Below are 17,169 nucleotides of genomic sequence, written 5' to 3' on the forward strand. Positions count from 1 at the left end.
CGCACGTTGCGTTTGATCCGTCGCACATTGCTTCGGTGAGATTAGGGGCGCTTTTTCGCGGTGTTGAAGCTTTGGGCGAAAGCCACGCCGAGGATCAGGGCGTAAGTCATGGCAATGGCTGGCATCTGCACGCTGAAATCCATCATCCCGTGAAGTCCCAAGAGGGCGGTAACTGCCAGTGCCAGTGCGGGGTAGACCTGATCGCGCCGCCGCAGGACCAGGGCACGCAGACAAACGATAATAATTGCCGTCAGGCTCAGATATAGGCAGATGGCACCAGGGAAGCCCAGATCCATGACCAGTTCGAGATGGACATTATGGGCCATATCGACCGCCTCGGGCAGTGGCAGCGTGGTATCGACATAGGAGCGGAACGCTGGGGCGAAAGCGCCAAAGCCGTAGCCAGTCCAGGGGGCGGCGCCGATCGCGGCGAAAACCAGATCATAGATCGCCGTCCGTTCGTCATTCGATTCCTGGCTATTGCCGAACCGCTCGAAAGTCAGTTCCCCGTTGCCAATGATGATGGCGGACATGACGATCAGGACGACGAATGCGACGGCAGCCGACCGTGCCGGTGGTACGACTTTGGCAATCGATAGCGAGATCAGTAGGGCGAGGATAGCCAGGCCAGAGCACAGGAACGCTCCGCGGGAGTGGGACAGCATCAAGGCGGTGCAGATCAGCGCGGCGGCGGCCAGAAACGGCAAGGCTTTGACGATGATGGTATCGGCATTATCCCGCAAGCTGCCGGGAGAGTTCCATAAATGGCGCAGCGCGTTAACAAACAGCGCCAGACAGCACAGCAAGCCGATACCGGCATAGGCCCCATAGGCGTTTCGGTTGATGAAAGTCGATGTTAAATCGCCGAGATAAGCGTCTTTGTCCAGCCATAGGATCGTCTCGCTTCCACTGGCATAGACCGCCAACCCATAGCAGGCATAGATCGTTCCCGCCACCGCCAGAACTCTTGCCGTTTCCCTGGCGCGCTCACGTTCTCGGCCTAATTGGGCTGCCAGCCAGAAAATACCGCCGTAGCAGGCAAGGCGCATGATCGCGGTGCGACTCATGGCCGGATCCAGGGTGATTGCCGATTGCGCGGCAAGGGGGGCTGTTGCCGTCGCTAATTCGTTCCACAAAGGATGATGCCAGTATTGTGGCGTTACCGTCACGGTTTGCAGGGCCGCCCAGACCAGTGTCAAAGCAAAAGGAACAGCCACAGGCCATAGGCGACTCATGGAGAGTGGAGCGTTGGCTCTACCTGCCGCCACCAGAGCGGCCCATGCCAGCAATAGGGTGCCGACCGCCAAGGCTGCGAAACTCCAACTGGCCGGGCGATTGGCCCCTAGCGGCAAGGGGGCCAGTACGACCAAGCCCAGAAGAAGGCGGAAAATCGTGGTGTTGGCGGATGGCATACGTTTTTTCCGGTATCGATGTCCGCTGGAATTTACGTGCTTTGGCGCATTTTCGCTACCTTTGCGCGATGCTAGAACGCAATGAGCGAACCTTTTATATTTAGAGTTTTCATGATAAAAGTAAAAAACAACTAAAATGCAAGCTGCCGCAAGCTATTGTCACTGGCGAAGAGGCTCTCATGAAGCGATTGTTGCGCATTATGGTCCTGACGTTGGCGTCAGGTCTCGCCGTTGGAGCGCTTTCTCAGCATGTTTGGGCCCAGCAGCCGGGGGTGTCTGCTATGGCGCAGTTGCCTCCGGCCTTGCGGGCGGCTGTGCTGTCGGGCAATTCGCAACTTATCAGCCAGTCCATCGCAACCCTGTCCGGGGGCGACCCGGCTCGGGAGGCTCTTTTGTCCACCGGGGTGGTGAACGCGGCCGAAAGCATTCTACCGACCAATCCGCAAGCGGCACTTGCGGCCGCTGCGGCGGCGGTGCAAATGGTACAGCAGTCGGCGGTGAACTCGTCCAGTCCGGTTCAGGCGCTTGAGGTGGCGACGACGGCGGCCCGGATCATCATCAATCCCGAAGCGCAGCGAATCTTGCCGCTGGTTTGCGCTCAGGTGGCGCTCGGTTCCGTTTCGCTGGTTTCCAATCCAGGTGTCTACGCCAGCAATCCGGCGGCGGCGATCCAGGTCATGGCTAACTCCTTCACGACGGCGAACAGTCAGTCGGTGCAGGCAGCTTCTCCCAATACGGCCGCGGCGATGAACACTTTGCTGGTTTCGGCCTCGACGCAAAACAACCTCAATCAGTCAAATCCGAACAATGGTTCGGATATCGCCAAAATTCTGTCTAATCGAACCGACTTCAATACGCCGAATAACAAGACCCCCGCGCAGCCCACTGTTCCGCCTGTTACTGAAGTAAATAAAGTGGTCAGTCCCGGTTGACTGTGGGGGGGCTGATCCAGGTATGACCGGCGAGGCGGTGTGGTCTGTGGAGTTTTTTCTGGCGGCGGCTTGTTGCCACCCGCATCCAGACCGGGCTTATCTGTCCGCCCTGGCGGCTCGTGTAGGCGACTGGCCGCGCTTTCTTCGTATCGTTCGTCGGCATCGGATCAGTGCGTTGGTCTGGCGGGCTTTGTCCACCGAGGCGGCGATGGACGCAGATGTCCTCGACGCCTTGCGCCGCTTTTCCCGTCGGGCGGGGGAAGCCAGTTTCCGTCTGGCGGCCGAGACCATCAGAATAGTCCGCCTCTTCGAAGCCAATAACATCCCCGTCGTGGTGCTGAAAGGTGCGCCTCTGGCGTGCCAGCTTTACGGCGATTTAGCCGTGCGTCATTCCAGGGACGTGGATTTGCTGGTGGATTCGTGTCACCTGGACATGGCCTTGGCGCTGCTGGCCGAGAATAGCTACCGTCCGGTGCCTGGACATGTGGATTTTTGCCACGTGGAGCTGGTTCATGACGTGACCGGCATTTCCTTGGAACTGCATTGGCACCTGACCGAGAACCGCTGGCAATTGCCGGTGCTGCCATCGCCACAGGCATGGGAGAAAATGGATATCGGGGGAGGGGGATCGGTGCCGGTCCTGCCCGATGATTTCTCGCTGCTTTATCTGTTCGTTCACGGCGCCCGCCATTGCTGGTTCCGGCTAAAATGGCTGGCCGATATTGCGTTCCTGGTGGAGCAACTACCGCCGGAGCGGATGGCCGGAGTGATCCTGGCGGCAGAGTCCCACGGGCTGTGGCGGCCGGTAACGCAAGGTTTGGTTCTGGCTCATCGGTTAATGAAGGTGCCGCTGCCTCCCGCCGTGGCGGGGATGGAAGGCGACCGGGGTGTTCGCATCCTGTTGCGAATGGCCGAGGAGGCTCTGGCCGAGGAAGCCTCGGAGGGGCAAGCGCACGGTTTTCGGACCAACCTGACGCGTGCTAATCTTTCGCATTATCTCTTGGGGCGAGGGTGGTGCTATGTACTGGCCGAACTCCGAGACGATCTATTCCGTCCGGTTTACACCGATCGGGGCAAGAGGCCCTGGTACTGGCGTCTTCCCTGTGCGGTGACGCGTTCGGTTCTTTACGCGATTCGGTGTGCCCGGTCTCGCAGCCGGTAGGTCGAATGTGTGATGGCGTCAGCCATGCCGGTAAATGGGGTTCCCCCCACTCAGGACTTGTTGTTCGATCCAGGTGTAGGTTTGCGTCATTCCCTGCTGCAACGATGTCGAGGGTTCCCAGCCGAGAACCGAGCGGATCAGGGTGTTGTCGCTGCTGCGGCCACGAACGCCTTTGGGGGCGGAAAGATCGTAGCGGCGCTGAAGTCGTACCCCGGCCAAGCTTTCCGCCAAGTCCACCAACCCATTGATGCTGACGGTTTCGGCGCTGCCGATATTGATGGGGGCGGTAAAGTCCGAGGCGAACAGCGCCTGTAGGCCGTGGATGCAGTCATCGATATACATGAAGCTACGAGTCTGCTGTCCGTCGCCCCAAATCTCGATAGCGTGGTTACCGGACAGCTTTGCCTCAAGCACTTTGCGGGAAATAGCGGCCGGTGCCTTTTCCCGCCCGCCGTCATAAGTGCCGAGCGGACCATAGACGTTATGCAGGCGCACGATGCGGGTATCTAAACCATAATCTTCCGAGAAATGGCGGCACATGCGTTCGCTGAACAGCTTTTCCCATCCGTAACCATCCTCGGGCATGGCGGGATAGGCGTCGGCTTCTTTCAGGGCGGGAACGTCGGGAGCGTCCTGTTTCTCGCTGGCATAGACGCAGGCCGAGGAACTGTAGAGGTATCGCCGACACCCAGCCTGCCGCGCCGCCATCAACATATGGGTATTGATCAAAACCGACAGCATGCAATCGGCTTTATGGGTCTCAATGAACCCCATGCCGCCCATGTCGCAGGCCAAGTTGAAAATAGCCTCGGCTCCATCGGCGGCGATGCGACAGGATTCGCGGTCGCGCAGGTCAAGAGACAGGTTCTCGATGCCATCGAAGCGTTGGAACCATAAGTTCAGTGGCTTGATATCGACTCCACGCAGCCGGGTAAAGCCTTGGCGGCGCAAATCCGCCATCAGGTGGCCGCCAATGAAGCCTCCGGCGCCGCCGATTACGATGAGCGAGTCTTTGTCGAGAATGCGGTCCAAAGCATTCATCTAAGCGAAGCTCCTCATTCTTTTCTCCCGTTCGATTTGGCGACGAGGAGCTGTTATCGTTCTGGGCGGTGTTGTTTGTGCGTCACCGCACCATCGCATTTCTGGTGTACAGCACGGGGGGCTGAGAGACTTGCAGGAAAGATCCTAGAGCGGAGTTTTACGAATATAGGCCTTTCTGGGTATCCCGGCCTAAGCCTGAATGTCAATTGCAATTTACTGCCTTTGGTTGGTCACGGCATCGCCGTCATCGCTATCTTGCCGTAGGTTATCTATTTGATATAAATGACCTTATTAAGACTAGACATGCTTTTCGGCGGTTCCTCGTGGGTAGTCACTGGAAGAGGTCTTTTATCGCTTTGGCATCCCTTCGGTGATCGATAACGGTGCTACGTCGAATCGTCAGGCCGTGACGGGGGGCCATGGACTGGACCATCTCCTCAAGGGCGCGGCGATGCTCGGCTTCATCCGCGCTGGTGTAGGCGGCAACAAGATCCGGCGCGCTTTCACGCATGGCTGTATCAAGGCGCTTACGAATATAGGCCGAGAGATTGATCTGTTCGACGTAGATTCTTTTCGTTCCTGTTTCTGCGATTCTGGAGAACAGTTCTTCCAGTTTGTTTGGTAGAAATCTGAAATGAGGGAACAACGGCCCAATAAATGCGTAGGTGGGGATCTCCGCATTGTTAAAGGTCCTGAGGACTTCAATGCGGGAGGAGGCCGACGGCGCATGGACCTCGAAAGCGCGACTGATAGCATCGTCGGTGGATGTGATTGTCACGCCGACGTCCGGGGCCGGGAGGCTCGCGATGGTCGCAAGGTCATCCTGGACAAGCGGGCTTTTGGTGAGGATCGACACAGGACCAGGGTACCGCGTTTTCGAGAGGACTTGCAGGATGCCGCGGGCAAGGCGGTATTTCTTCTCCGGTCCCTGCCAAGCGTCGGTCACCGAACTGAGGAAAATTGACGATTTACGCCGGGCCGTGGAAAATCTGGCAAGTTCCCTCTCAAACAATTCGACAGCATTTGTCTTAACGTAAAGATAGCTGCCCCATGTTTCTATTGGCTCACCGACAAAACGCCCCATAAAGCTGGCGTAGCAATAGCTGCATGCAAAAGAACACCCGGTATATGGATTAACAACATAATCGGCATCTGGAATCTTTGAGGCGCTGATAATCGATTTTGCCGTAGTCTCGACAATTTTTATATTCATCGAATTATCCTTAATAAAATTTCATAAAAATATTTTATTAAATAATAAATCGATCAAATTTAATTTATTCCTTCGATCATCTTTTTAAGAATTTTGTTTAATTCAATGGTTTCTTCTTGGGTTATGTGTCGTAGAATATTTAATTCATTTTCAATATGCTCAGGTAATATATCGTCTATAGCGGTTTTTCCTTTTTCGGTTAGGGCGACGAGCGTCCCGCGTCGGTCGGTCGGGTGCTTCCGGCGCTCAATCAGTCCAGCCTTTTCCAACCGATCAATCCGCGCCGTCATCCCGCCAGAGGAGATCATTGCCGCCTCATAGAGTGCCGTGGGGGTTAGTGCATAAGGAGTCCCGGAGCGACGCAGTGTTGCGAGGACGTCGAACTCGCCATTCTGCAATCCGAAGCGGGCAAAAAGCGGATTCAGGTGGTCGCGGGTCAGGATTTGCGTCAGCTCAGTGAGGCGGCCCAGGACTTCCATTGGAAACGGATCAATATCCGGCCGTTCGCGCCGCCACTGGCTGGCGGCGACGGCTGCGCGGTCGTTTGTCGTGTTCAGCTTTGTCATTCTGTAATACCGGGTGGTGTGAGGCTTTTTATATCACATCGACCGATGCGGAGCGCATGGTCGCGCGTGTTGCCGGGATGGCGCCAAATATCTTGATATCAAGAAACTTTGTGGCTAGATTCTAGCCATCAAGACGCTTGAAGGCAATTGCCTTTGGCGTTCCGCCTCATTGAGGTCCGTCATGAACGCGCCAGCCCAAGGCGCAGCGGGGCTTTGCATGCCGTCTGCGCTGAAACCGATCCTGTGCCTTTTGGCCACCGGCAGCCTGCTCGGGCTGACGACGGTCCTGGCTGGTCTCGCCGTCAGGTCGGGCTGGAACCCGATCGCCTTTTTGTTCTGGTCTGCTCTGGGGAGCGGCGTTTTGCTGGCGGGGGTTGCCGGTCTGGCGGGCGAACGTCCGAAACCGTCTCTACCGCTGTTGCGCTATGCACTGATCTCGGGGTTGATCAGTTTCGCTCTGCCGAACATGCTGTCCTTTTCAGCGATCCCGCATGTTGGCGCGGGCTTCGTGTCATTGTGTCTGGCGTTCCCTCCGATGCTGACCTATGGAATCGCGCTTTTTCTCGGAATGGATCGCGCTTCGGTCAAGGGAATCGGCGGGATGATACTTGGCTTGAGCGGTGCGGTTTTGCTTGCCCTGTCGCAGTCGAGCGCACAAGACGGTCTCTGGATTTGGATCGGCCTTGCCCTGATGGCCCCCGTCATCATCGCGACGGGAAATATCTACCGCACCGTTGACTGGCCGAAAGAAGCCTCTCCCCGCTTGCTGGCGCCCGTCATGTTGCTGGCGGCGGCAGCGATCATCGGGCTTTGGGTCGTCTTTACCGGTATACCGCTGTCGCCGGTGGCTTGGGATCGTACCGCCTCAATGCTGCTTTTTGCCCAGATGACCGCCGTTGCGGCCACCTATGCGCTGTTCTTTGTGCTCCAGAAATTGAGCGGGCCGGTCGGCCTCAGCCAGATCGGTTGGATTGGCGCTTGTGTCGGCAAGCTGCTTGCCGTTCTCGTTCTCGCGGAGGCCGTTCCCATAATCCTGGTCCCTGCCTTCGGTCTCATTTTCATTGGCATTGTATTCGTCAGCAGGAGGATGCGCTGATGCGAAATCACATCGCGATACTGATCGTGATCATCCTTCTGGCAATGAACCTTCGGCCCGTCATGGCGGGACTCGGGCCATTGCTCGATCTTATCGAGCATTCCACCGGTCTTAGTTCGGCGGGGGCGGGGCTTCTTACCACTTTGCCGGTCTTTTTTATGGGGCTTGGCGCCTTCGCTGGGCGGCATCTCCGCCTGTTGCTGGGCGAAAAGAATGGAATCGCGCTCGGTATCGTCCTCATCGCCTTAACCTGCGGAAGTCGGCTGGTCTGGAACGATACCTCCGGCATGTTATTGACCGCTATTGGTGCCGGGCTGGGGATTGCGATTGTCCAGGCGCTCGTTCCCGGCGTTATCAAAGGGCGCTTCGGTGCCAACACGGGCCGGGCGATGGGCCTCTACACGACCGGCATCATGGCGGGAGCGGCAGTTTCCGCCGCCATGGCCGCCGGGTTGGCGCAGAGCTTCGGCTGGCAGGCCGCCCTTGCCGTTTGGTCGCTTCCGGCTGCGGTGGCGGCGTTGTGCTGGCTGGTCTATCCCGCACCGGCGGAACACACCAGATCAACACCGGGTAAGGCTAAAAGCGCCTTCTGGAGGAGCGGCCGTGCCTGGCTGTTGATGCTGTTCTTCGGGATTGGGACCGGTGCCTACACGCTTGTTCTCGCCTGGTTGCCTCCGTTTTTTATGGGGCTTGGTCAAAGTCGTGAAATCAGCGGCTACCTGCTTGCGGGTCTGACCGTCATGGAGGTCGTGGCAGGGTTTTGCGTTTCCGCTTTTATCGGCCGATTCCCGGATCGGCGAGGCCCGCTGATTATCGTCCTGCTCTGCGCGTTGGCAGGGGTGATTTGTCTAATTGTTGAACCGTTATCTCTTGTTCTGCTGGCGATACCGTTGCTTGGGGTAGGGATTGGCGCACTATTCCCGCTCTCGCTGATCGTCACTCTGGATCATGTCGATGACCCTATTCGGGCCGGAGAGCTGGCGGGCTTTGTTCAGGGGGGCGGATATATCCTGGCGAGTGCGATGCCTTTCCTGGCCGGTGCCATCCGCGATAGATTTGCCGACCTTTCCCATGCGTGGACGCTGATGGCGCTGGGCATCGTGGTTATAATTGGAATTGCCACACGGTTCTCGCCCCAGTCGCGGATTTCCCTGATCCGCCGTAGAGAAGCGTGATTGATCCGGTTGGGTATCTTACGAAAGGAAGGCTTTCTCGTGCAGACCCGCCTGTTACGATGGCGGGACTTCCGAACGATACCGTCGAGGTGATGCATGATGTCTGAAACGACGGTCTTTCTGCCTGTCGCCGAGGCTTATGATCGCTGGTCTGGCGTCTATGACAGCTATGACAACCCAATGGTATTCGGTGCGGGTCAAGTGGTTCAGCGGCTGGCCGATCATGTGGGTGGGCAGATTGTCGTCGAATTCGGCTGCGGGACGGGGCGCAATCTTCTGAAGCTTAAGCAGCACGGTGCGGCCAAGCTGGTTGGCTGCGATCTTTCGTCCGGCATGCTGGACCAGGCGCGGACTCGCGATCCAACGCTGGTGCTTCTGCACCAAGACATGACCCGGCCGTTGCCGCTGCCAGACGGCTCCGCCGATTTGGTGCTCTTCTCGTTGACGCTGGAACACGTCGCTGATCTGGTGCCGCCGATGCGTGAGGCGCGGCGTCTTCTCCGGGCGGCGGGCAGAATTGCGATCATCGAAATCCACCCCTTTATGTCTCTGAGCAATGTGGCGGCTCATTTCCGCGATGGTGGGAAGATCGTGGAGATGCCGACCTTCCCACACCAGTTTTCTGACTACCTGAATGCTGCCGCATCAAGCGGTCTACAAATCGCCGAATGCCGGGAATGGCGGCCACGCGATTTCCAGGGGCCGATTCCGAACAAGGTCTTGAAACGGGGACCGGATTTTCCTCTCCTCGTCGAATTTTCGCTACGCCGATAGCGCTTACGCGATTGTCGGCGAATAAGCCTTTACCGTCACACCGCGCTGCCTTTCCAACGCAGCAGCCGCATGGCGTTGGCTGTGACCAGCACCGTTGCGCCGGTATCGGCCAGAATGGCTGGCCACAACCCGGTGAGGCCGACAATGGTTGTCACCAGGAACGCGGCCTTGAGGCCAAGGGCGATGGTGATGTTCTGTCGGATGTTGGACATCACGGTGCGCGAGAGGCCAACCATGTCGGCGATGTCCATCACGCGGCCGTGCAGAATGGCGGCGTCGGCGGTTTCAAGGGCGACGTCGGTTCCGCCGCCCATGGCGATGCCGACATCGGCGGCGGCGAGAGCGGGCGCATCGTTGATGCCGTCGCCGACTTTCGCGACGATCTCGCCGCGGCTTTGCATCTCGCGGATGATGTCCTGCTTGTCGTGTGGCAGGAGTTCCGCACGGGGCGGGATGCCGAGGAGTGCAGCGACAGCCTCGGCGGTGGCGCGATTGTCGCCGGTCAACATTACCGGCGTCACGCCAGCGGCCTTCAGCGCATCAAGGCCACGTCGGGCATCGGCCCGCGGCTCATCGCGCATGGCGATCAGGCCGACCGCCGTACCATTGCGGATCACCACCGATACAGACTTGCCCGCGGCGTTCAGCGCCGCGATCCTGGCGGTGTCGGCCGTTCCGATCGGGGAGAGGGCGGTGGCGGCCGAAGCAGAGCCGAGGAATACCTCGTCAGTGCCAATGACCCCTTTCACGCCTTTGCCGGGTATCGCGGCGGAATCGGTGCATGCCGGAATTGCCATGGCTTTGGTGTGCGCCTCGGCGAGGATGGCGAGGGCGAATGGATGACTCGACCCAGTTTCCAGGGCGGCGGCAAGCGAAAGAACTGTCCCGGCCGTTTCGCTGCCAAATCCGGTCACATCGGTGATCTTAGGCTTGCCCTCGGTCAGCGTGCCGGTTTTATCGAACGCGATGGCGGTAATACGGCCGACTGTCTCCAGCACGGCACCGCCTTTCATCAAGAGGCCACGTCGTGCCCCTGCTGAAAGTCCGGCAGCGATGGCGGCCGGGGTCGAGATAACCAGGGCGCAAGGGCAGCCGATCAGAAGAATCGCCAGTCCTTTGTAGGTCCAGGCCGACCAGTCCATTCCCCAGGCGAGCGGCGGAACGACGGCGACCAGGGCGGCGACGGCCACCACGCCCGGAGTGTACCAGCGTGAGAAGCGATCGATGAACCGCTCCGTTGGTGCCTTGCTTTCCTGAGCCTCTTCCACCAGTTTGACGACACGCGCAATGGTGTTGTCGGCGGCGGCAGCGGTTACACGGACGCGCAGCACACCGTCGCCGTTGACCGTGCCGGCGAAGACCGTATCGCCGGGTCGTTTGCTTTTCGCCATGCTTTCGCCGGTCACGGGGGATTCATCGATGGCGCTTTCACCATCGGTGATCTGACCATCGGCGGGGATGCGGTCGCCAGGGCGGATCACGACGATTGCACCGACCGTCAGACTTTCCGCTGCCACGTTTTCGATTGTGTCGTTCGTCTCCAGGCGGGCGGTCTTCGGCACAAGTGCTGCCAACCCCTGGATGCCGCTGCGGGCGCGCTGGGCGGCAACGCCTTCCAGCAATTCGCCGACCAGGAACAGGAACACCACGGCTGCTGCTTCTTCTGTCGCGCCGATGGCGATCGCTCCAGCCGCCGCGATCGTCATCAGCAATTCGATCGAAAACAGTGTGCCGGCGAGGACCGCCATCACCGCGCGCCGGGCAATTGGAACGATGCCGACCGCGATGGCGAGGAGAAAAGCCCAGAACTCGAATTGCGGTCGCGCGAGGCCGACCGCGTAGGCCGTCAGCAGAGATGCGCCGCTTGCGATGGTCAGCAGCGCCTTAGGTGACCACCACCAGGACGGGACGCTCGGGCCATGTTCATGTTCATGGCCATGCTCATGGGTATGGTCGTGGTGATGTCCAGCGCAAGACGGACCGTGTGTATGTCCGCCGGTGGCAATCACTGGGTGCGCGGTGGCGTCCAAGGGGGTGGCCCTGTAACCCAGGCCGCCGATTTTTCTTACAAGCGCCTCAAGGTCTGTGTCGGGCGCGTGCGTCACCGATAGGGTTTGGGTCGAGACCGATATCAGGACATCCGTTACGCCGGGAATCCGCCGGGCTGCCGTGTCGATCTTGGTGGCGCATGAGGCACAATCTACGCCCTCGATGCGGAAACGGGTCTTCGGCATAATGTTCATGGGGCCGTCCTTGCCTGTCATTTGCGACGAGGCTACAATCTCTAGTCACTAGAGGAGCAAGTTCGAAAATGTCTGGAGTTTCGATCGGAGAGGCTGCCCGTGTTAGCGGTGTCAAGGTCCCGACGATCCGCTATTACGAACAGGTTGGATTGTTGATCGAGCCACCTCGTACCGAGGGGAACCGCCGTGTCTATGATCAGGCGTGTCTCCAGCGGTTGACCTTCATCCGCCACGCTCGGGAACTGGGATTTGAAGTCGATGCGATTCGGACGCTGCTCGATCTCCAGGACAACCCTGGACAATCGTGCTCTCCGGCTGATTCCATTGCACGCCAACGGCTTCAAGACGTGGTGGAGCGTATCGAACGCCTGAAAGCTCTTCAGACGGAACTCGAACGGATGATCGTGGGCTGTTCACATGGAACCATCGCCAAATGCCGGGTGATCGAGGTTCTGACCGATCACGGACAGTGCGAGCACCCGACCCATTGACGAGAGCCGCCCCTGGCGTCTGTGCTCAGGGGAGGAGGCAGCGCTCTCCTGTGCTCTGCCCGACAAGCATGGCCCTGACAAGAGGGATTACGCCTGACGTAAAGGCTTCGGCACCGGAGATATTAAGGTGCATTGCGTCTACATAGTTTTGAGGATCTTTATCCAATCCATTGATTTTGCTTAGATCTGCGTAAACGACGTCCGGGCGATTTTCAGTCAGGCCACAAAAGAAAGTCCTCGTCTGACGTCGGGTATCTTCTCCCAGGGTGTCGTCAACATCGTAGCGAGGCGTCTCGATCAGAAGAACCTTTATGCCGTGGCGCTGCGCCATTTCGACAAGTTCGACAAACCCGGCTTGTCGTTTGGCCGATAGTGCATAATCGGCGCTACTAAGAACCGCGGGCGGGGTCCAGTCTCGTGGCGGCATCAGTAGACTGCCTTGCCTGTAACGGCAATCACCGAGGCCAAAGCAAAGCCAGCCGGGATTGTTGCGGTTGGTCCAGGCCCGAAATAGCTCCGGCAAGCGGTTGGCAAGCACACTGGATTTCAAAACATAACGCGCGAAAAAAGCTTCCAACTCTTTTTTCGGGAAGGTTTCCGGTAGAAAAAGATCATGTATCTGCGTGTTCTCCAGTGCCCATTCCCTGAACTGCGTCGTGTCAAAATGTAGTGAAGCTGGATTAAGGCTTTCTGGATCGGCTTCGAAGATCACCAGCTTTGGGTGGTGGCCCGATTCCAGCCATATCTTGAGGGTGAGGAACTGCTGATCGAAATTAGCGCCATCGGCACCGAAATTGAAGACGCTCTGTTCTGTCGCTTCCCCCAGCATCTCGGCATCATAATGGTGATAGGATCGAGAGCTCCCAAAAATTCCCACGACAGGCTGGATGTCTCGATTAAATACGATATCAAGCTTTGCCTGTAGGTGGCTATGATCTCGTAAGTAAACGCCTGCTTGATATATTGATCTGTCTATTCCAAATAAGATTGATATGAAAACTATCGCCTTGATTGCCGTGTTGCGCATCATGACCGTTCAAAACTGAAAGTAGATGAATTGCTTGGTCGCGTTCGAACCCGGAAACAAAGCGACCAGGAAGATAACGGCGCAATAGGCGGCCCAGCGTAAGGGCAGTGACATTTGCGAGATGGTAAAGCGTCCGCGCGCTTCCATCATGGCATCGCCCAACAAAACGATGGCAATGCCGCTTGCCGCCAGAGCCATCTGGGTCGGGGGGAGGATCTGATTGAGTGCCCCAAAATTGCCGAAGCTGGCCATACCATTCAAGATTGCGCCCGCGTCAGCCAACGATGGCGATCGGAACAAGACCCATCCCAAGGCCACAAGATGGAACACGGCTAATCGTAGGATCATTTTTCCGGCAGGTTCTGCGAACCATCGCCTGATCCTCTCCGAGGTGAGCCAACGCAAGGTGTGCTCGCCCAGGAACAAGCCACCGTGGAACAGCCCCCACAAAAGGAAAGTTATGTTCGCTCCGTGCCAAAGGCCGCTGACGGCGAATACGACCAGGATTGCCCCAGCCCAGCCCACCATGCCCTGCCGGTTCCCACCCAGGGGAATATAGACATAGTCTCTGAACCAAGTGGACAGGGAGATATGCCAGCGAGACCAGAAATCCTTGATAGATGTGGCAAAGTAGGGGCGGCGGAAATTCTCACACAAATTTATCCCAAACATGTGAGAGATGCCGATGGCCATGTCTGTGTAGCCAGAGAAGTCGCAATAGATCTGAATGGCAAAGAAGTAGAATGCCAGCCATGATCCTGCTCCATGGAACATGCTCGGATCTGCATAGACAGAATCGACCAATACGGCCAGCCTGTCGGCTACAAATACTTTCTTGAATAAACCCCACAAAAAGATCCTTAGCCCGAAAGACATGCGGGCGGAATCGGGGAGATGGATGCTTCCAAACTGGCTCAGCAATAGATGGGGGCGGACGATTGGGCCTGCGATTTGGTGAGGAAAATAAAGAGGATAAAGGAGAAGCTTGAAGTAATTTCCAACGGGTGCGCAGCGTCCAGCGCGGACGTCAAGGCAATAGCTGAGGAGCTGGAATGTGTAGAATGAAATTCCAAGGGGAAGGATCAATGATAATGGGTCGAAGTGCGGATCTCTTTCTCCAAAAAATATTTCAATTTCTAGTAAAATATCAACAATAAAGTTCGAGTATTTAATAAAAATTAATGGAATCAATATTATAAATACAGCTAGAGCGGTCAGCTTCCGCGTAACAAAGTGCTGGCAGCGGCCGTACACAAACGCGATGAACGCCAACCCCATGATCAGGCCCAGGTAGCGCCAATCCCATGCCGCATAGAAAATAGCGCTGGCACCGAGCAGGGTTCCCCAGCGCCATTGTTGTGGCGTTGCTACAAAGATAATCCAAGCAAAAATGAAAAAGAAACCGAACTCTACTGAATTGAAAACCAACCTTGAATCCTCTTTTGTAAATATATATCCGATTTCCCTCGCGGCGGCATGCTATGCAGAAAAGCTTATTTTTTCAAGGCCGAGAGAAGGCCGACGATGGAGCAGCACCTTCCATGGGCGGGAGGATGGTTCAGTTGAACCGCCGAGAGTGAACCTCGGTGGCTTTCACTGCGTTAGTGCATTAGGATCCCGTTACAATTGACGAGGTAGACAATGACTGATGGATTGAAATGCCCCGAGTGCAACTCGGAGAACGTTTATAATGATGGCAGTCTGTGGGTTTGCCCTGAATGTGCGCATGAGTGGAACCCCGAGGCCGCCGCCGGTGACGTTGGCGCGGGGGATACCGGGGTGCGGGATGCTAATGGAAATGTCCTGAGCGATGGCGATGCCGTGACTGTGATTAAGGATCTCAAGGTCAAAGGGTCGTCATTGGTGGTCAAGGGCGGCACCAAGGTCAAAGGTATTCGCCTTGTGGATGCGACCGATGGTCACAACATATCCTGTAAGATTGACGGCATCGGTGCGATGAATTTGAAGTCAGAATTCGTCAAAAAAGCCTGAAGAAGATTGAATATTAAATATTATTGGTCTTTTCGAGAATCGAACTCCTTTCTTTGAAGGAGCTTCCGGTCATGGCGACGAGCCTTCACTCGTCGCCATACTTGATTCCGGCGAGTTTCGATTGAACGAAATCGGCTCTAGAACACTCGGTCAGCCGATCGGACGTCCGTCATGGCGGCGGATCGCCACGACGGACGGGCGGGGTGGCATGTCGTCTCGGAAATCTGGCCAGCGGGTGCTGGGAGCGTCGAATGTTGAATCTTCGCCCGGATGCTGGACCGCCACGAACAAGGTGGTGCCATCCGGGGTAAAGCAAGGTCCGCACATTTCGGCGTCCTTCGGCACGGCGTAGAAAAACTTGACCAGGGCACGGCCTTCGCCCTCCAGATCGCAGGCATAGAGTCCGTCCGGGATGTCGTGATTCGCCTGGGCCGAGCCTTGGTCCGTGGCGATCCACAATCGTCCCTTATTGTCGAAGGTGATGTTGTCGGGACAGGATAGCCACTGGCCATATTGCTGGTTTTTCGGATGATAGCGGGCACCGTCCTGTTCGGTTCCGGCCAGCAACAGAACCGACCAGCGGAAACGGTCGGCATCGTGATGTGCGGTTCCAGGTTTGCCTGCCCCCGGCGGGATCAGCTCCAGGATGTGTCCATGACGGTTGTCGGAACGCGGATTGGCCCGGTTGACCTTTTCGGGGGGCCGCTTGGTGTTGTTGGTGAGCACCATGTAGACCTTGCCGGTGAGGGGGCTGGTTTCAACATCCTCTGGCCGGTCCATGGGCGTGGCACCAAGCAGGTCGGCGGCACGCCGTGCCTCGATCACCACATCGGCTTGCGAGTGAAAGCCATTGGCCGGGATCAGCGGCCCCTGACCCCACACCATGGGTAACCAAACCAATCCGCCCTCGTCGTCGAAGCGGGCGACCGACAAGGTTCCATCATCGAGCAGACCGAAATTGGCCTGACGGTGGGCCGGATCAAACTTGCGGGCCGCGACAAAACGGTAGAGGTATTCGAATGCCTCATCGTCACCGGTATAGACGACCACTTTGCGGTCCGGGGTGACGACGACGGTTGCGGCCTCGTGTTTGAAGCGGCCGAGCGCAGTCCGTTTGACCGGAGTGAAGGTGGGATCGTAAGGATCGACCTCGATCACCCAGCCAAAGCGGTTTGGCTCGTTTGGTTCTTTATCCACATTGAAGCGGTCATGGAAGCGTGACCAGGCGTAGCGGCTCTTTCCCTTGAGTCCTATCCGGGCATAGTTGCCCGCCTCCGAAGTTTTTTTCGGATCGCCTCCGAAATAGGTATCGAAGTTCTCCTCGGCGATCAGCACCGTTCCCCAGGGCGTCACGCCGCCAGAACAATTATTGAGGGTTCCGATGACGGTGCGGCCTTCGGGGTCGGCCGCGGTGCGCAGGCGGGGATGGCCGGCGGCCGGACCGGAGACAGCGATCGGAGTTGACAGCGCCGACAGGCGACGGTTGAACGGACTAGCCTCGACGACATGCCAGATGTCCCCCTCGCGGCGGATTTCGACGATTCCGTGGCCGTGGGCGGCGATCTCGGTATCGACCTGTTCGCGGGTCATCGTCTCAAGCTTGGTCTTAATACCCAAGCCGGGGAACATCAGTTCAGGGTTGGTGTATTCGAAATTGGCGCACAGGAGGCCATGGTTGGAGGTCTGCGACCCGACTGGCAGGGGCAGAAACGCCAGAAAGTCATTGTTGTAGCCGAACCGCTTTTCCTGTTCGGCCGCGTTGAAAGTGCGAGGGTCGAACGGCTCCAACCCCGGTTGGATCGGGTCGCCCCAGCGCACCAGGATCTGAGCGGCGTGACCGGGCGATACCGCTTGATCCTGGCCGATCGTGTGGGGCGGCTGGGCAAATTTGAGCGTCGAAGGGTCGTGCGACCGATCTGCAAATGCGGCACCGGGAATCGCGGCAAGCGCTGTGCCCGCGAGAAGGCCGCCGATGACCTCACGTCGCGACAGGCGGGTGGCGATCAGCTCCGACAGAGTGGGAGTGGTCGATCGTGCGGACATCG

15 protein-coding genes are annotated in these 17,169 nt (G+C 57.7%); 7 read left to right on the forward strand and 8 right to left on the reverse strand.

Features of this window, described 5'->3' with window-relative positions:
- Positions 1 to 41 precede the first annotated feature (41 nt).
- Positions 42 to 1,412 carry an O-antigen ligase family protein gene (locus PHAMO_RS08630; RefSeq protein ID WP_002728440.1) on the reverse strand — a complete coding sequence of 457 codons (1,371 nt, stop codon included), beginning with the start codon at positions 1,410 to 1,412 and terminating at the stop codon, positions 42 to 44.
- A 179-nt stretch (positions 1,413 to 1,591) separates the two neighbouring features.
- On the opposite strand from PHAMO_RS08630, the gene PHAMO_RS08635 reads away from it, so the two are divergent.
- Both PHAMO_RS08635 and PHAMO_RS08640 read left to right on the forward strand, forming a co-directional pair.
- Positions 1,592 to 2,344, forward strand: coding sequence for a hypothetical protein (locus PHAMO_RS08635; protein ID WP_002728442.1), 753 nt, complete (start codon positions 1,592 to 1,594; stop codon positions 2,342 to 2,344).
- A 22-nt stretch (positions 2,345 to 2,366) separates the two neighbouring features.
- The gene (locus tag PHAMO_RS08640; RefSeq protein ID WP_002728444.1) at positions 2,367 to 3,506 is read left to right on the forward strand and encodes a nucleotidyltransferase domain-containing protein; all 1,140 of its coding nucleotides are present in this window, start codon (positions 2,367 to 2,369) and stop codon (positions 3,504 to 3,506) included.
- Between the two features lie 18 nt (positions 3,507 to 3,524).
- On the opposite strand, the gene PHAMO_RS08645 is transcribed toward PHAMO_RS08640, so the two are convergent.
- The 3 genes from PHAMO_RS08645 to PHAMO_RS08655 all read right to left on the reverse strand — a co-directional run bounded on the left by PHAMO_RS08645 (position 3,525) and on the right by PHAMO_RS08655 (position 6,326).
- The gene (locus PHAMO_RS08645; protein ID WP_002728446.1) at positions 3,525 to 4,547 is read right to left on the reverse strand and encodes an NAD-dependent epimerase/dehydratase family protein; all 1,023 of its coding nucleotides are present in this window, start codon (positions 4,545 to 4,547) and stop codon (positions 3,525 to 3,527) included.
- 331 nt (positions 4,548 to 4,878) lie between these two features.
- A complete protein-coding gene (locus PHAMO_RS08650) occupies positions 4,879 to 5,760 on the reverse strand; it encodes an SPL family radical SAM protein (protein ID WP_002728451.1) in 882 nt (293 codons plus the stop codon).
- A gap of 59 nt (positions 5,761 to 5,819) precedes the next feature.
- The gene (locus tag PHAMO_RS08655) at positions 5,820 to 6,326 is read right to left on the reverse strand and encodes a MarR family winged helix-turn-helix transcriptional regulator (protein WP_002728453.1); all 507 of its coding nucleotides are present in this window, start codon (positions 6,324 to 6,326) and stop codon (positions 5,820 to 5,822) included.
- 181 nt (positions 6,327 to 6,507) lie between these two features.
- Here PHAMO_RS08655 and PHAMO_RS08660 point away from each other — a divergent pair, with 181 nt between their 5' ends.
- The 3 genes from PHAMO_RS08660 (at position 6,508) to PHAMO_RS08670 (ending at position 9,371) form a co-directional block, all read left to right on the forward strand.
- Positions 6,508 to 7,422, forward strand: a complete 915-nt coding sequence (locus PHAMO_RS08660) for a DMT family transporter (protein WP_002728457.1) — start codon at positions 6,508 to 6,510, stop codon at positions 7,420 to 7,422.
- Positions 7,422 to 8,597 carry an MFS transporter gene (locus PHAMO_RS08665; protein WP_002728459.1) on the forward strand — a complete coding sequence of 392 codons (1,176 nt, stop codon included), beginning with the start codon at positions 7,422 to 7,424 and terminating at the stop codon, positions 8,595 to 8,597. The genes PHAMO_RS08660 and PHAMO_RS08665 overlap by 1 nt, the downstream gene beginning before the upstream one ends.
- A gap of 96 nt (positions 8,598 to 8,693) precedes the next feature.
- The gene (locus tag PHAMO_RS08670; protein WP_002728461.1) at positions 8,694 to 9,371 is read left to right on the forward strand and encodes a class I SAM-dependent methyltransferase; all 678 of its coding nucleotides are present in this window, start codon (positions 8,694 to 8,696) and stop codon (positions 9,369 to 9,371) included.
- A 35-nt stretch (positions 9,372 to 9,406) separates the two neighbouring features.
- Here the strand turns inward: PHAMO_RS08670 and PHAMO_RS08675 are convergent, their stop codons facing one another.
- Positions 9,407 to 11,614: a heavy metal translocating P-type ATPase gene (locus PHAMO_RS08675; RefSeq protein ID WP_002728463.1), complete on the reverse strand. Its 2,208-nt coding sequence runs from the start codon at positions 11,612 to 11,614 to the stop codon at positions 9,407 to 9,409.
- Positions 11,615 to 11,682: 68 nt separating this feature from the next.
- Between PHAMO_RS08675 and PHAMO_RS08680 the strand changes: the two genes are divergently transcribed.
- Positions 11,683 to 12,105 (forward strand): MerR family transcriptional regulator, encoded by a 423-nt coding sequence (locus PHAMO_RS08680; RefSeq protein WP_002728467.1) that lies wholly within the window; start codon positions 11,683 to 11,685, stop codon positions 12,103 to 12,105.
- Between the two features lie 25 nt (positions 12,106 to 12,130).
- Here PHAMO_RS08680 and PHAMO_RS08685 read toward each other — a convergent pair whose 3' ends face one another.
- Together PHAMO_RS08685 and PHAMO_RS08690 are read right to left on the reverse strand one after the other, a co-directional pair.
- On the reverse strand, positions 12,131 to 13,135 hold the full coding sequence (locus tag PHAMO_RS08685; protein WP_040566486.1) for a DUF1574 family protein: 1,005 nt from the start codon (positions 13,133 to 13,135) through the stop codon (positions 12,131 to 12,133).
- A gap of 6 nt (positions 13,136 to 13,141) precedes the next feature.
- Positions 13,142 to 14,560 carry an MBOAT family O-acyltransferase gene (locus tag PHAMO_RS08690; protein ID WP_002728473.1) on the reverse strand — a complete coding sequence of 473 codons (1,419 nt, stop codon included), beginning with the start codon at positions 14,558 to 14,560 and terminating at the stop codon, positions 13,142 to 13,144.
- Between the two features lie 213 nt (positions 14,561 to 14,773).
- Here PHAMO_RS08690 and PHAMO_RS08695 point away from each other — a divergent pair, with 213 nt between their 5' ends.
- Positions 14,774 to 15,124 carry a zinc ribbon domain-containing protein YjdM gene (locus tag PHAMO_RS08695; RefSeq protein WP_002728475.1) on the forward strand — a complete coding sequence of 117 codons (351 nt, stop codon included), beginning with the start codon at positions 14,774 to 14,776 and terminating at the stop codon, positions 15,122 to 15,124.
- A 150-nt stretch (positions 15,125 to 15,274) separates the two neighbouring features.
- On the opposite strand, the gene PHAMO_RS08700 is transcribed toward PHAMO_RS08695, so the two are convergent.
- The gene (locus PHAMO_RS08700) at positions 15,275 to 17,167 is read right to left on the reverse strand and encodes a PhoX family protein (RefSeq protein WP_002728476.1); all 1,893 of its coding nucleotides are present in this window, start codon (positions 17,165 to 17,167) and stop codon (positions 15,275 to 15,277) included.
- Positions 17,168 to 17,169 lie beyond the last annotated feature (2 nt).

The sequence above is a fragment of the Magnetospirillum molischianum DSM 120 genome (genome assembly GCF_000294655.1).
Classification (GTDB): domain Bacteria; phylum Pseudomonadota; class Alphaproteobacteria; order Rhodospirillales; family Magnetospirillaceae; genus Phaeospirillum; species Phaeospirillum molischianum.

Bases quoted from the DNA above. Each gene is read 5' to 3' on its own strand.
- PHAMO_RS08685 (WP_040566486.1), bottom strand. From the start codon at position 13,135: ATGATGCGCAACACGGCAATCAAGGCGATAGTTTTCATATCAATCTTA.
- PHAMO_RS08665 (WP_002728459.1), top strand. From the start codon at position 7,422: ATGCGAAATCACATCGCGATACTGATCGTGATCATCCTTCTGGCAATG.
- PHAMO_RS08700 (WP_002728476.1), bottom strand. From the start codon at position 17,167: ATGTCCGCACGATCGACCACTCCCACTCTGTCGGAGCTGATCGCCACC.
- PHAMO_RS08695 (WP_002728475.1), top strand. From the start codon at position 14,774: ATGACTGATGGATTGAAATGCCCCGAGTGCAACTCGGAGAACGTTTAT.
- PHAMO_RS08650 (WP_002728451.1), bottom strand. From the start codon at position 5,760: ATGAATATAAAAATTGTCGAGACTACGGCAAAATCGATTATCAGCGCC.
- PHAMO_RS08670 (WP_002728461.1), top strand. From the start codon at position 8,694: ATGATGTCTGAAACGACGGTCTTTCTGCCTGTCGCCGAGGCTTATGAT.
- PHAMO_RS08640 (WP_002728444.1), top strand. From the start codon at position 2,367: ATGACCGGCGAGGCGGTGTGGTCTGTGGAGTTTTTTCTGGCGGCGGCT.
- PHAMO_RS08680 (WP_002728467.1), top strand. From the start codon at position 11,683: ATGTCTGGAGTTTCGATCGGAGAGGCTGCCCGTGTTAGCGGTGTCAAG.
- PHAMO_RS08655 (WP_002728453.1), bottom strand. From the start codon at position 6,326: ATGACAAAGCTGAACACGACAAACGACCGCGCAGCCGTCGCCGCCAGC.
- PHAMO_RS08630 (WP_002728440.1), bottom strand. From the start codon at position 1,412: ATGCCATCCGCCAACACCACGATTTTCCGCCTTCTTCTGGGCTTGGTC.
- PHAMO_RS08635 (WP_002728442.1), top strand. From the start codon at position 1,592: ATGAAGCGATTGTTGCGCATTATGGTCCTGACGTTGGCGTCAGGTCTC.
- PHAMO_RS08645 (WP_002728446.1), bottom strand. From the start codon at position 4,547: ATGAATGCTTTGGACCGCATTCTCGACAAAGACTCGCTCATCGTAATC.
- PHAMO_RS08675 (WP_002728463.1), bottom strand. From the start codon at position 11,614: ATGAACATTATGCCGAAGACCCGTTTCCGCATCGAGGGCGTAGATTGT.
- PHAMO_RS08660 (WP_002728457.1), top strand. From the start codon at position 6,508: ATGAACGCGCCAGCCCAAGGCGCAGCGGGGCTTTGCATGCCGTCTGCG.